The 13401-nt window shown below is 63.0% G+C and carries 14 protein-coding genes; 6 read left to right on the top strand and 8 right to left on the bottom strand.

Annotated features, from left to right (window positions below):
• Nucleotides 1–28: 28 nt before the first annotated feature.
• Nucleotides 29–1657 (bottom strand): AMP-binding protein, encoded by a 1629-nt coding sequence (locus CHB96_RS16655; protein WP_089248154.1) that lies wholly within the window; start codon nucleotides 1655–1657, stop codon nucleotides 29–31.
• Between the two features lie 236 nt (nucleotides 1658–1893).
• On the opposite strand from CHB96_RS16655, the gene CHB96_RS16650 reads away from it, so the two are divergent.
• A complete protein-coding gene (locus CHB96_RS16650) occupies nucleotides 1894–2685 on the top strand; it encodes an SDR family NAD(P)-dependent oxidoreductase (RefSeq protein WP_089248152.1) in 792 nt (263 codons plus the stop codon).
• A gap of 12 nt (nucleotides 2686–2697) precedes the next feature.
• Entirely contained in the window at nucleotides 2698–3870 is a 1173-nt protein-coding gene (locus CHB96_RS16645; RefSeq protein ID WP_089248150.1) for an acyl-CoA dehydrogenase family protein, read from the top strand.
• Between the two features lie 6 nt (nucleotides 3871–3876).
• Here CHB96_RS16645 and CHB96_RS16640 read toward each other — a convergent pair whose 3' ends face one another.
• Nucleotides 3877–4398 carry a thioesterase family protein gene (locus tag CHB96_RS16640; RefSeq protein WP_342746273.1) on the bottom strand — a complete coding sequence of 174 codons (522 nt, stop codon included), beginning with the start codon at nucleotides 4396–4398 and terminating at the stop codon, nucleotides 3877–3879.
• A complete protein-coding gene (locus CHB96_RS16635; protein WP_089248148.1) occupies nucleotides 4337–4666 on the bottom strand; it encodes a LuxR C-terminal-related transcriptional regulator in 330 nt (109 codons plus the stop codon). The genes CHB96_RS16640 and CHB96_RS16635 overlap by 62 nt, the downstream gene beginning before the upstream one ends.
• Before the next feature lie 76 nt (nucleotides 4667–4742).
• Here CHB96_RS16635 and CHB96_RS16630 point away from each other — a divergent pair, with 76 nt between their 5' ends.
• Complete coding sequence (locus CHB96_RS16630) at nucleotides 4743–5294, top strand: TetR/AcrR family transcriptional regulator (RefSeq protein WP_089248146.1); 552 nt, start codon at nucleotides 4743–4745, stop codon at nucleotides 5292–5294.
• Nucleotides 5295–5296: 2 nt separating this feature from the next.
• Here CHB96_RS16630 and CHB96_RS16625 read toward each other — a convergent pair whose 3' ends face one another.
• On the bottom strand, nucleotides 5297–6538 hold the full coding sequence (locus CHB96_RS16625) for an acyl-CoA dehydrogenase family protein (protein ID WP_089248144.1): 1242 nt from the start codon (nucleotides 6536–6538) through the stop codon (nucleotides 5297–5299).
• A gap of 154 nt (nucleotides 6539–6692) precedes the next feature.
• On the opposite strand from CHB96_RS16625, the gene CHB96_RS16620 reads away from it, so the two are divergent.
• On the top strand, nucleotides 6693–7145 hold the full coding sequence (locus CHB96_RS16620; RefSeq protein ID WP_089248345.1) for a MaoC family dehydratase: 453 nt from the start codon (nucleotides 6693–6695) through the stop codon (nucleotides 7143–7145).
• A 22-nt stretch (nucleotides 7146–7167) separates the two neighbouring features.
• The gene (locus CHB96_RS16615; RefSeq protein WP_089248142.1) at nucleotides 7168–8148 is read left to right on the top strand and encodes an NADPH:quinone oxidoreductase family protein; all 981 of its coding nucleotides are present in this window, start codon (nucleotides 7168–7170) and stop codon (nucleotides 8146–8148) included.
• On the opposite strand, the gene CHB96_RS16610 is transcribed toward CHB96_RS16615, so the two are convergent.
• Nucleotides 8145–9176: a phosphotransferase family protein gene (locus tag CHB96_RS16610; RefSeq protein ID WP_089248140.1), complete on the bottom strand. Its 1032-nt coding sequence runs from the start codon at nucleotides 9174–9176 to the stop codon at nucleotides 8145–8147. The genes CHB96_RS16615 and CHB96_RS16610 overlap by 4 nt on opposite strands.
• Nucleotides 9177–9301: 125 nt before the next feature.
• Between CHB96_RS16610 and CHB96_RS16605 the strand changes: the two genes are divergently transcribed.
• A complete protein-coding gene (locus tag CHB96_RS16605; RefSeq protein ID WP_089248138.1) occupies nucleotides 9302–10090 on the top strand; it encodes an SDR family NAD(P)-dependent oxidoreductase in 789 nt (262 codons plus the stop codon).
• Between the two features lie 83 nt (nucleotides 10091–10173).
• Here CHB96_RS16605 and CHB96_RS16600 read toward each other — a convergent pair whose 3' ends face one another.
• The 3 genes from CHB96_RS16600 to CHB96_RS16590 are packed head-to-tail and all read right to left on the bottom strand — an operon-like array spanning nucleotide 10174 to nucleotide 13260.
• Entirely contained in the window at nucleotides 10174–10887 is a 714-nt protein-coding gene (locus tag CHB96_RS16600) for an SDR family oxidoreductase (protein WP_089248136.1), read from the bottom strand.
• Nucleotides 10884–12290, bottom strand: coding sequence for a PucR family transcriptional regulator (locus CHB96_RS16595; RefSeq protein WP_176444332.1), 1407 nt, complete (start codon nucleotides 12288–12290; stop codon nucleotides 10884–10886). The genes CHB96_RS16600 and CHB96_RS16595 overlap by 4 nt, the downstream gene beginning before the upstream one ends.
• Before the next feature lie 10 nt (nucleotides 12291–12300).
• Nucleotides 12301–13260: an LLM class flavin-dependent oxidoreductase gene (locus CHB96_RS16590; RefSeq protein ID WP_089248133.1), complete on the bottom strand. Its 960-nt coding sequence runs from the start codon at nucleotides 13258–13260 to the stop codon at nucleotides 12301–12303.
• Between the last annotated feature and the right edge of the window lie 141 nt (nucleotides 13261–13401).

The raw sequence follows: 13401 nt of genomic DNA, 5'->3' as shown, positions 1-13401 counted from the left end.
GTGTGAAGCGTGTAGGTGTCGTGCAGTGTCAACTGACGTCTGCGCGTTCGGCTGCGGAAGTCAGTTCACCGGCGACGATCTGATCGCGCAGTTTGAACTTCTGGATCTTGCCGCTCGGAGTCATCGGGAACGCATCGGTGAAGTACCACTGCGACGGTGTCTTGTGCGCCGAGATACGTTCGCGGCACCACGCTTTGAGCACTTCGGGTTCGAGGCGATCATGACCTGCGTGCATCCGGATCACCGCACCGACCTGCTCGCCCCATTTCTCGTCGGGGACGCCGACGACCACGACGTCGGCGATCGCGGGATGCCGGAACAGCAGTTCTTCGATCTCCCGCGGGTACAGATTCGCACCGCCGCGGATGATGACGTCCTTCAGCCGGCCGGTGACCTTGATGAATCCACGGGAGTCCATGGTGCCGAGATCGCCCATGCGCAGCCAGCCGTCGGCGTCGATGGTATCCGCGGTGGCGTCGGGCATCTCGTAGTACGCGAGCATGTTCTGATAACCGCGACAACAGATTTCGCCCTGCTCATCGATCGGCACGACCTCACCGGTCAGCGGGTCGGCGATCTTCACCTCGAGTTCGGGCAATGGCTGGCCGACAGTCGTCGCTTGATCCGACGGGTCGTCGGTGACGCGCGTCTGACTGATCACGCCGTGCATCTCGGTCTGACCGAACAGAATCGTGAACTGGCAGTCGAATCGGTCGATCACACGGTGGATCAGACTCTCGGGCACCGTTGCAGCGCCGGACATCACGGTGCGCAGGCTGGACATGTCCCGACTCTTCAGATCGGGGTGGTCGAGCAGTGCGATGAGCATGGTGGGCACCATCAACGAGTGTGTGCCCTTGTAGGTTTCGAACATCTCGAGCGTCAGACCTGCGTCGAATCCTGGTAGCACGACGTAGGTTCCGCGCTTGGAGAACGTCCCCAGCTCGGTCACAGCACCACCACCGATGTGATACATCGGCATGGCATTGATGCAGACTCCACCGTCCTGCATGTCGGCACGCTCGAAGACGAACGTCGCTTCGTTGATGATTCCTTTGTGGTGAAGCAGGGCACCCTTGGGGAAACCGGTTGTGCCCGAGGTGTATTGGATCTGCACTGGATCCGTCGATGCGACATCGGGGAGTTTCCTGCTGTGGTCTGCTGCGTCGACGAAGGACTTCCACTGGCCCGTGCTGACGAGCGTGCGCAACGCGGGAAGGTTGGGGCGGATCTCGTCGATGATCGGACGGAGGTCGGTGCCGCGGTACGAGTCGCGATAGAACAGCGCGACGGCACCGGACTGACGCAGAACATATTCGAGTTCGTGGGCACGATAAGCGGGATTCGCAGCGACGACGACCATGCCCGCCATTGCCACCGCCTGCTGCAGTATGACCCATTCGCCGCTGTTGGGGGCCCAGATCCCGATGCGGTCGCCCGGTTCGCACACGGTGAGCAGCGCTCGCGCCACGGACTCGACCTCGATCAACAGTTCTCGGTACGTCCATTCGGTGCGCTGGTCGACCTCGGGGACACCGTCGACGAGGGCTACCCGGTCCGGCACCGTGCTTGCAGCTTCGCGCAGCAGCCCACCGAGGGTGATGTCGCGAACTCCGGTGCTGGGGGTCGACGGCCAAAGTGACAATTCTGGATGCATGCTGCGGTCCTGCCTTCGGCTTGGAGAATTGACATGGGGTGTTGCCTGAGTCACACCCATGAAGTAATACATCGAGTATCGGTTTTCGTCTATAGCTGTCACACGAACGTCAGTGTAGATCTGCACAGTAGTGCTGGTTGCCCGATTCGGCATCTGATGTTCTGATACATGTCAGAAGATCCACTTCCGTCAAATGTAAATAGTTTGGCGAGCGAATAACTTCGGAAAGGTAACAAATGTCCGTATCTCCGCTGGTCCGCACCTACGAGGACTCCTCGGTCCTCATCGCTGGGGGTACGTCCGGCGTCGGACTGGCCTCGGCCTTGGCGTTCGTCGATGCAGGCGTTCGACGACTTGTGCTACTCGGGCGAAACGAAGACCGGGGCCTCGCTGCTCGTCAGAAGGTTCTCGACCGGTGCGGCGATGCGAAGGTCGAGTTCATCGCCGCCGATGCCTGTGACGCACGTCGAGTGGAGCGGGCGGTCGACGAGGCGCAGCGGGCAATGGGATCCATCGATGTGCTGGTCAACTCGACGACGACCTCGTATCGGCCGGAGCTGCTTCATCGAACTGCTATCGACGACATCTCCGGGATCCTCACCGGTCAGGCGCTCCCGCCCATGTTCTTGACCCGAACCGTGCTTCCGATGATGCAGCAGCAGGGCGGCGGCAGCATCGTCAACATCGCATCGGATGCAGCCAAGGTCCCGACGCCGGGTGAGAGTGCACTCGGTGCGGCGATGGCCGCGATTGTCATGTTCTCACGGGTCGCCGCAATCGAGGGCAAGCGAAACGGCGTACGCGTCAACGTGGTGACGCCGTCGTTGATCGCGGGCACTCCGACTGCGGCCAACGTACTCAGTGACGGATTCAGCAAGTCGTTGTTCGATAAAGCTGCAGCTCAAGCGCACCTGGGCGTGGCAGAACCCGAGGATTTGGCATCGCTCATCGTGTATCTCGGTGGACCGGCGTCGGCTCGCCTGACCGGCCAATCGATCAGTGTCAACGGCGGAATCTCCGCGTTCTGAGCTGGAGAAATCATGACCACTGTCGAGACCACCGATCAGAGCCTCATCGCTGACGCCGTGCGCGACTTCGCGCGGAAGAAGCTCGCACCCGGGTATCTCGAGCGAGCCAAATCGTCGACATTTCCCTGGGACCTACACCGAGCCGTCGCCGAACTCGGGATCTACGGTCTCCTCGCCGGCGACGAGTACAACCCCCTCGATCAGGAAGACTTCGTCGCGGCGGTGCAGGCCGTCGAAGAGCTCGCGTACGCCGACTTCAACATGGCCAACGTGGCGATTCCTGTACTGCTGATGAGCTCGCTGTTGCAGCAGCACGCGACCGACACGGTCAAGCGAGAATGGATTCCGCAGCTGGTATCGGGCGACGCCTACGTTGCTTTCGGCCTGACCGAACCCGAGACCGGATCGGACGCGGCCAACATCCGAACCACTGCGCGTGCAGTCGACGGTGGTTACGTCATCACGGGCGAGAAGACCTCCGTGACGATTCTGGCCAATGCGTCGTCGATCCTTCTCGCTGCCCGGACGATTCGCGGCGGGGTCGATGTAGGGGTCTCCACCTTCCTCGTTCCGCTCGACGCCTCGGGAACCGTGAAGTCGACTGTCGCCGACACCGGCTGGGCCATCATGGGACGTGGAGTGCTGCACCTCGACGGTGTCGAGATACCTGCGGAGAACCTTTTGGGCGTCGAAGGAAAGGCGTTCTCGCGATTGCTGAACGGCTTTGACTTCACTCGTCCGTTGCTGGCTCTCACCGGGATCGGTGCGGCGCAGGCATCGATCGACGAGACGGCACGATACGTCGCCTCGCGCACTGCATTCGGATCGCAGCTGTCGAAATTCGAAGGTGTGTCGTTTCCGCTCGCCGAGCATCTCACGAAACTCGAGGCAGCTCGGCTCGTCTGCTATTCCGCACTGGACAAGCGAAACCGCGGCCTACCTCACACGGCCGAGGCTGCGATGGCGAAGTGGTACGGACCCTTGGTCGCCAGCGCCGCTGTGAAGGAATGCCTCCTGCTGCACGGCAATTACGGCTACTCGCAGGAACTTCCGTTCGAACAACGACTCCGCGACGTGATGTCCGTCGAGATCGCCGACGGTACGGCTCAGATCCAGAAGATCATCATCATGCGCGAGCGCTACGGTCTCGATTTCGTGCCCTACACCAAGAAATCGCGTTCCTGAGCTCGCTTACCTACGTCGGACACCGATGGCGCCCGACACCGGCAAATCGAACGTGCGATGCGCGGTCGACGCGATTTCGGCGTCGACCGTCGCAGCGAGGTCGTCGGCGAACGGCACGACGCGCCGCGTGGTCATATCGACGTGCGGTGCCGCAACTTCGAGGCTGTAGACCAGCTGTTTCGTATCGTCGTCAACAAGGAACGCCATGGCGTGGAACACCTTGTCCGACCTCTCGACGAAGGTGAAATAGCCGGATACGGTCTCGCCCGCATGAACCTCGGCGAAGTACTTCAGGTGGTGTTCGGCAGTGAAGATTCCGTGCCCCCTCGACGCTCGATACTCGTCGTCGATCCCGATGCGATCGAAAACACGGGCCACCACTTCGACTGCGAGATCGAAGTAGTGCCGAACATTCATGTGGCCGTTCTCGTCCTCGAACTCCGGTGGGACGACGAACGGACCGAACTCACGGGCGAGCGCAGTAACCTGTGAGTACGTGGGGATCGTCGCCGTGGAATCGATTGGCATGGTTTCGGTGCACCTTTCGTCCTTGATCGTGACCGAGTGTCGGTCGAAGATCCTTCGACACTGCTTCGGCTCGGTTGTCCACCCGCAGTTTTCGAAGAATTCGGCCGACGTGTGACTTCACGGTGTCCGAGCTCAGGTCGTACCCCGGGGCGCCGTGCACGTCCTCGGTGCACTGCGCGAGCGGTTCGGCGGCGGACAGGACCGTGAGACCCTGCAGTGCGATTCGCTGCGCGTGGGAGTCTGCGGACTTGTCCAGTTCCGAGCTCACTGCGTATCACCTCGTGGATGGTCGTCGGGTAGATCAAAAGTATAACGCTCGTTCACTACCGTGCTAGTTTCGACCCGTGGACCGCAATCGGAGAATTCTCGATGCTGCCGCCGAGCTCTTCTACGAGAAAGGGTTTCACGGCACGAGCGTCGACGAACTGGGTACTCGCGCAGGCGTGAGCGGCCCGGCTGTGTACCGCCATTTCGCGGGCAAGGACGAGATTCTGGCCGCGCTCTTCGATGAGGCGATGGACATTCTTCTCGCTGCCGTCGAACCGATACACGACGGCGCGGGCGACGACCTGGAGAGGCTGATACGGCATCACGTCGAGTTCGCGATCGGCAACAGGCATCTGGTCAATGTGAGCCAGCGTGAGGACCGGTCGCTCGTGCAGCCGTTCAAACGCCGAGTCGATCGGCGGCGTAAGAAATACGTCGAAGGGTGGGAAGCGGCTGTCGGTCGCTACCTCCCGGACGCGACGAGCACCCAGGTGTCCGTTGTGACGCAGACGTGCCTCGGCATGATCTTCTCGATCTCCTACTGGCCGACGAGTGCAACGAAGTCCAGCACGCTCACGGACTCCGTTGTCGCCATCGCACTCGGTGGTGTGGACGCTGCAGGCCGGTGAGATCAGCGCCGCGAACCGAAGTCGAACATCCGGCTCGCGATCCGACGCAGCTGCAGTTCGTCCGTTCCTTCCGTGATTCGATATCTCCTGTGGTGACGGTAGATGTGCTCGAACTGCTTGTGCCTGGTGTATCCAACTCCACCGTGGATCTGGATGGCGCGGTCCGCGGCCCGGCACGCGAGTTGGTTACTGCGCATATTGACCATCGCGACCTTGTCGCTGACCTCCGACTTTCCTAGCTCGTCCATCATGGACGCCGTCTTGTGAATCGTGTTGCGAATCAGCTCGGCATCGGTCTGGAGTTCGACCAACTGCCACTGGATTCCCTGATGCTCGTACAGCGGCTTCCCGAACACGACGCGTTCCTGCGCGTACTCGATACTGCGGTCGATGCAGTACTGAGCAGCACCGAGGGACGAGGCTGCCTGACGTATCCTGTTCTCGTGCACGAACAGTTGTGCACAGTCCAGACCCCTGCCCACCTCACCGAGGACGTTCTCCGCCGGGATTCGGACGTTGTCGAGATGCACTTCGGAGTGATCGCTCGGCATGTTGAATGTCCAGTGGTTGAACGGAACCGAGAATCCAGGCGCGTCCGTCGGCACGATGAACGCGGTGATACCTTCCGCTTTGCCGTCGGTGCCGGATGTGCGGGCGAACACGATGTCGATCGCCGAGCAGTCGACGAGCGAATTGAAACGTTTCGCTCCGTTGATGATCCAATCCGTACCGTCGCGGTGGGCCGTGGTCTCGAGATAGGTGGCGTCGCTGCCGTGGCCCGGTTCTGTCAGGCCGAACGCGATCTCGATGTCGCCGCTCACCAATGGCTCGAGGTACTTCTTGCGTTGCTCGGGAGTACCGAAGGCGTGAAATACCAGTGCGAGAGGAAGATTCGCCACCACCGACGCCTCGTCGGCGTGCGGGAAGTGCAGACCGGATCCCTTCTTCAGTAGGTGCTCGCGGACGACTGCCATGGCCAGGTTACTGGCGTCCTGCCCTCCGAGTGCCGCAGGAAGCGGATAGCGGAAGAACCCTGCGGCGTCGGCACGCTTGCGTGCCTCGTGCAGAAGCTCGCGCCACGCCTGTTTGGGAAACCCGTCACGCTCCCAGTCGGTTCGGGCGAATTCGCGTCGATGGTCGAAATACTCGGGATGTTCGTTCTCGAGCGGGGTGATCTCGGATGCGATGAACGCGTCGAGCGACACAAGGAAGTCCTGAATGTCCTTGGGAATTGTCCAGTCCACGATTTTCGTGCCCTTTCGGCCGTTGGTGTTTCGGCAAATGTACGGCCAGCAGGACCGTCCATCGCTCGACCTGTCGGCACACCGGTGTGGGGTTCTCCAGTATCGCCGTCTGGGCACGTGGTCAGCTCACCCGCGAGCATGGTTGCCTGTCGACATGCTGAAAGTCGACGGGATTGCCGATCTGGCCTCGCGGGTGGGACAGCACCTGGGAACGAGCGCCTGGTACGCGGTCACGCAGGACAGGATCACGGCGTTCGGAGCGTCGACAGACGACTTCGAGCGTATTCATCTCGACCCCGAGCGCGGCCGCGCGGCCGGATTCGGGGGCACGATCGCGCACGGCCTCTACACGCTGTCGCTCGGACCGAAGTTCCTATACGAGATCTTCACGATGAACGGCCACTCGCTCGGCCTCAACTATGGGTTCGAGCGGGTTCGGTTCCTCACACCCGTTCGGGTGGATTCACAGCTCAGAATGCGAGCCACCCTTACCTCGGCCGCGCCGATCGACGGCGGACAACGGTTCACCATCACCGAGACTTTCGAGCTCGCCGGGCAGGACAAGCCTGCCTGCGTCGCGGACTCGATCGTCGCCTACTTCCACTGACAGCCACACACAAGGAGAGCACGTGCGCGCGATAGTCGTCGACCGGTTGGACGGACCACAGTCGGTACGAGTGCAAGACATTCCCGAACCGGTAGGGGCACATCCACGAGCCGACGGAGCTCGTCTACTCATCGATGTTCGCGCTGCAGGACTTTCCTTCATCGACGCTTTGCAGACACGTGGTGGGTACCAGAACGGTGTTCCCGTCCCGTTCGTGTGTGGCAGCGAATTCGCGGGTGTCGTTCTGGAATCACCGACGGAGTCGCGTTTCGCACCGGGTGATCGGGTCGGCGGCATCGTCTGGAACGGCGCAGTGGCCGAAAGAGCTTTGGCGCTACCGGAATACACGGTGTTGCTACCGGACACGATGTCGTTCACGCAGGGCGCCAGCCTGTATATGAACTACGCGACATCCTGGTACGCATACTATCGAGCGCAGGTCAGACCGGGTGAAATAGTCCTCGTTCACGGCGCGGCAGGTGGCGTCGGGACTGCTGCGCTGGACCTGGCGTCGTCGTTCGGTGCTCGGGTGATCGCGGTGGTGTCGAGCGAGGAAAAAGCAGACATGGCGCGCTCTGCTGGAGCGCACGAGGTGGTTCGCTCCGACAGTGACTGGTTGGACGAGACGCGGGCATTGACAGACGGTCGAGGTGTGCATGTGGTGATCGATCCCGTCGGAGGCGATCGATTCACCGATTCGCTGCGTGCGCTCCGGCAGGGAGGCAGGCTGGTCGTGGTTGGGTTCACCGGCGGATTCATCCCGACGGTCAAGGTCAACAGACTGTTGCACCGCAATCTCACCGTCACCGGGATCACGATGGACAACATGGAAACCGAGTATCCAGGAACCCTGACGATGGTGCGTGACGCCGTCGAGAAGCTTGCGCACGACGGCGCAATAGCACCTGTCGTCGGGCGTATTTTCGCGTTCGGCGATACTGCTGACGCGCTGGATGCCCTCGAATCTCGCTCGGCGACAGGAAAGATCGTCGTCGAGATCTAGCCTTTCGGCGCCAGGGAGCGCGCGCGCTCGATCACGTCGGGTAGGTGCCGAGCGGCCACCTCCAACGTGGGGTCGGGACTCTCGCGTCGGCGATTTCGTTTGACCAGAACCGAGATGGTCGACGCGGTCTTGTACAGGCAGTACGCAAGGAACCAATCGATCGACTCCAACAGGTTGTCGGCGCCTGCGGCCCGTGCGTACGCATCGGCGATCTCGACTCTGCTCGGCATGGCAGCGCCCGCTGCTTCGTCTGCGGCACTGCGAGACTCGTGAAACACGTGCGCGGGATCGGTGTGCATGAGGAGCCACGCGATGTCGGTACGCGGGTCGCCGACCGACCAGATCTCCCAATCGATGACAGCGGTGAGTTCGGTGCCGTCGAACAGCATGTTCGCGAGCCGGTAGTCGCCGTGCACCAACTTGTCAGCCACCGGTTCGGGGATCGAGCGTCGAAGGAGTTCTAGCACGTCGGTGTGCCCGGAGCACACACTGTCGTCGACGGTGGCGAACAGTGCCGCCCAGCGGTCGAGCTCGTCCGGGAGTGCTAACGACTGCTCGTCGCCGACACCGAGTTCCTCAGGGCCGAACGAGTGCATCGCGGCGAGCTGGCGCGCAGCGGCCAGCGCCCGCGGCGCGACGACGTCGGGCGACGGCGGCTTCTCGGAGATGTCGAGAAGAGGTTCGTAGGACTCGCCGCGCATCAGACTCATCGCGAACAACGGGGGATCGCCGGCATCCTCGAACAGAACCGACGGCATCGAGATCTCGGGCCGCGCATCGAGCAACGCGATGATCCTGGCTTGACGCAACACGTCTCGGTTGCGCACCGGCGCCAATCCAGGGGGAGCGACCTTGACGACGATCGGCTGCGCGGAACAGCCGGGACGCGACAGATCAGCGCGATACGTCAGCGAGGACACCCCGCCGGGAAGCGGCGTCAGCTCGCCGATCGAGGTGTCGGCGCCCCAGCGCGCGCGGGCTGCTTCGTTCGCGCGTGCGACGACGGCGTCTACGTCCAGTTCGGTCACACCGCAACTGTCGCCGTCCCCACAGGTGTATCGCAAGGCCGAAGCAATGACCCAGATGGAGACTTCCACAGTGCATCCCACGGATACTCGTGTGCGGAAAAGTCGCCGCATGGTAGCCATGATGCATGTCATCGAAGAGCATTCAGCGGCAGCCGGTTTCGTCCAGGTTCTCGCTCGAGGGCACCGTCGCGGTCGTCACCGGAGCTTCCTCCGGGCTCGGGGCGGCGTACGCGATTGCGCTGGCCGAATCCGGTGCGTCCCTCGTGCTCGGTGCCCGACGCGAGGACAAGCTGAACATGACGGCCGATGCGGTCAGGGCCGTCGGTGCCGACGTGGTCACCGCCGTCACCGACGTGGTCTCGCCCGACGACTGCACCGCCCTGGTCGACGCGGGTATGTCGAGGTTCGGTCGGATCGATGCTCTGGTGAACAACGCGGGTACGGGCGGCGAGTACCACCGGGTCGACGAGGACACACCGGACCACTTCCGACGCGTCGTCGAGACCAATCTTCATGGTTCGTACTGGATGGTGCAGGCATGCACGCGAGTGATGCTGCCCGGCAGTGCAATCGTGAACATCTCGAGCGTCATGGCACTGACCACGGCGCGCATGCCCGCAGCCGCATACAGTGCGAGCAAAGCGGCGATCCTTGGGATGACACGCGACCTGGCAGCGCAGCTGGGTCCACGGGGAATTCGTGTCAACGCCGTGCTTCCGGGAGTGTTCCCGTCCGAGGCGACCGAGCACTACAGCGAGAACTACAAGCGCAAGATCGTCGATGCGCGGATCCCGATTGGCCGCATCGGCGATCCAACCGACATCGCAGCCGCCGTCGTTTTCCTCGTCAGCGACGCAGCGAACTACATCACCGGGGTCTCGCTGCCGGTCGACGGCGGAATTCTCGTCAACTGACCGTCTGGACCACGACATTGCCGAGTGCTTCACGACGGTCGATGAGGGACAGGGCTTCGACGGTACGCTCGAACGCCCTCACCTCAACGCCGCACGACGGAGGAGGTGACCGATCGGGTGTTCAGCTCGTCACCCGCGTCGACCGTCAGTACCTGTCCGGTGCAGCTGCGCGCACTCGGAGACGCGAAGAAGGCGACGGCGTCGGCGATATCGTCCGGGTCGACGAAGCCGCCAGGAAGGGAAGCGAGCCAGGCATCCTGAATATCCTGCGGCATCGACAGGATTCCGGAACTCGCGGTCATTCCCGGGCACACCGCGTTGGCGGTTATTCCGCGCGTCACGTTTTCTGCGGCGACGGTCTTCGTCAGGCCGAGTAGGCCGGCTTTGCTTGCACTGTAGGAGATCTGAGCGGGCATACCCTGTGTTGCCGCGGTGCTGGAAATGATCACGATTCTTCCGAAATTCCGTGCGCGCATTCCCGGAAGGCACTGCTGTAGAACGCGGAAGGTGCCGGTCAGATTGACGTCCAAATCGCGCTGCCACTTGTCCAGGGTCAATCCGTGCGCCGAACCGAATGTGGTGGTGAGGCCGGCATTCGCGACGTAGACGTCGATGTCGTCGAGGTCGGGCAGTTCGCCCGACGCGATGTCGACGGTGTACGTGCATCCTTCCTCCCTGTCGAGGGTCACCACTGTCATCCCGTCCCGTTGGAGTCGAGCAACGATGGCGCGCCCGATACTTCCTTCCCGAGCGGCACCCGTGACGAGTGCGCGAAGTGGGCGAGAGGGATCGGTCATGCGAACTTCCTTCCTGGTTCACCGTCTACTCCGTCGTTGCCGAAGGTCGGCAGAGCGGGGTGGCCCTGCAACCTCAGCAGGAGCAATGCGGTCTGTACGCTCAGCTGATCGTTGGCATCCGATGCGACATCGAGCCCCGTCACCCCGTGCACTCGTGCAAGGCGTAGTCGAACGGTGTTCTCGTGCAGTCCAAGTCGAGCCGCCGAGGTTCGTACACTCCGGCTGGCGTCGAAGTAGTGCTGAAGCGTCACGAGCAGATCCGCTGTCCCTGGTGTGCCCGTCAGCAACGGTCCGAGGACGTCGTCGACGTAGTGCGTGACGGCGGTCGTACTGCTGTTGGCGAGGAACAGTCGGGCGGGCCCGAGGTCGTCGACGGCCATCACACGATGATCGGTAAGTTGCGCGAATCGGTCGATGCACAGTACGACCTCCCGTGCTTCGCGATAGCCGCGCGCTAGGGTCGCGGGAGTGCACACCGACGACACGCCGATGATCGCGGACGCGAACGATGGAATCGTCGACGATGCCTGGGCCGCAGCCGATTTCACGCGCGCGACCGATGTGAGGGCGCCGGAGTGTCGCGGCGCTTCCACGAGCAACATGACGCCGTCGGATCCGCGGGTCGCGAGCACCTCCACCTCGAGAGCCCGTTCGAGGCGAGCGGCCAGAGCTTGGTCGAGAACGGCCGAGGTGCGAACCCTGTCGGCGTCCTGGACGTAGACGACGACACGATCTGCGTCGATGTCGACGCCGAGATACTCGGCACTCGACGCGAGGTCGGCCGACTCGTTGGTGCCACGGATCAGTTGTCGGGTCAGGGACGAACGTGCATTCCACGCGACCCTGGCGATCCGCTTCTGCACTCCGTACTCGTGCGCCAGCAACTGCGCCGACCGCGCGACGACGAACTCGTCGACGGCGCCGAACGCGGCTGGATGCTCGTCCAGCACGAGCCAGCCGAATCGTTCGCCGCCCGCATGGACCGATGCGATCATTTTGCGTCGACTCAGCGAGCCGCCGAGCGCCGCGTTCGCGACGTGCACCCGGTCGTTCTGGTGCGGCCGAGATTCCAGCGAATCGAGAATATCCGCAAGCGGCGGCGTCGGGACCGTGGTTGAGGTGACGTGCGCGGACATGGTGCGTCGTCCGTCGTGGTCGAAGAGTGTCACCGGTTTGCCGGTGAGGTGCGAGCACGTGCGGACGAGTGCGGCCAAGCCTCCGCCGTCTCGCGCGCAGTCGACCAGCCTGCGATCGACGGCTGTGCGAGCATCGGCGTCTCGGCGGAGTCGCTCGGATCGGGCGAGGTCCTGCTCGAGTTCCTGCACACGGGCGTCGGCCCGTGCGAGCAGTGCACGCAGATGTCCGACGGCTCGCTCGTCTTCGGTGCCCGGTTCGTTCGTCATCTCGGGTGCGTCACGCCGAAGTACCTGCGACGGCGTCGGATCGCTTCCCGGCCCATCCATGTTCGGCTACGAGAATGCGGCGGACCGCGGCGGCGTGGTCGATTTCGGCGTCGCCGTCTCGGCCCACAGGAATGATGGTGATGCTGCGTGCGCCCGCGTCGACGAATCGGCTCAGCCAGTCGGCGACCTGCTTCGGTGTTCCTGCTGGAGCTACGTGCTGGAATTTCTCACGAGGCAGGCGGTACATCGTCGACATGCGATCGCCGATGAGTTTCTCCGCGACGTCCGGATCGTCGTCGATGCCGCACCAGACGTTCACTCCGAACTCTTCGGGGTTTCGGCCGAGTTGGGACGCCGCCTGGACGATTTTGACGCGTGTCTCGCCGAACCGGCGAGCCGAGCAGAAGATGCCGAGCCAACCGTCGCCGTAGCGCGCGGTCCGTGCGACGGCGCTGTCGCCCTTGCCGCCCACGACGATCGGGATCGGAACCGCGGGCGGCGGGAGGATTCTCGCTCGGTCGAGTTCGAAGAACCGGCCCGCGTGGGTCACTTCCTGCCCGGTGAGGAGTCGTTGCATCACGTCGAGCGACTCGTCGAGCCTCTTGCCGCGTGTGGCCGGATCGACTCCCGAGTTGCTGATCTCGGAACGGTCCTCGCCGCCGACTCCCACTCCGAGCGTCAACCGGCCAGGCGCGATCTGCGAGAGCGTTGCGAGCTGTCGTGCGGCCAGCATCGGGTGTCGCAGTCCCAGGAGGTAGACGCCGATGACCACTCCGAGATTGTCGGTCGACGCCAGAATCGACGTTGCCGACACGATCCCGTCGAACCCGGTCCCGCCGTGGAAGCTGATGTGGTCGCCTACGGTGACGTAGTCGAGGCCCGCGTCCGAGACTCGGTCGAGCAAGCGTCGTCGCTCGACCGGGTCGGGTACGAGGAGCGACTCGTGTACGGACAATCCGACTGTGATCATTCGGCTCATTCCCCTCGTGACTGCTATTGGACTGACCATAAACTGATGCGACCGAATGGGCAAGGAAAAGTCCAGTTCGGCGTCCGTGCGGTCATCGTGGTCGCGCTGAGCTGGAAGATTGGCGCATCCGCAGAGCGCGCT

Origin of the sequence: Rhodococcoides kyotonense (assembly GCF_900188125.1) — a bacterium.
GTDB lineage: Bacteria > Actinomycetota > Actinomycetes > Mycobacteriales > Mycobacteriaceae > Rhodococcoides > Rhodococcoides kyotonense.
The sequence above is the reverse complement of the archived record's forward strand: the minus strand, read 5'-3'. Positions and strand labels throughout refer to the sequence as shown.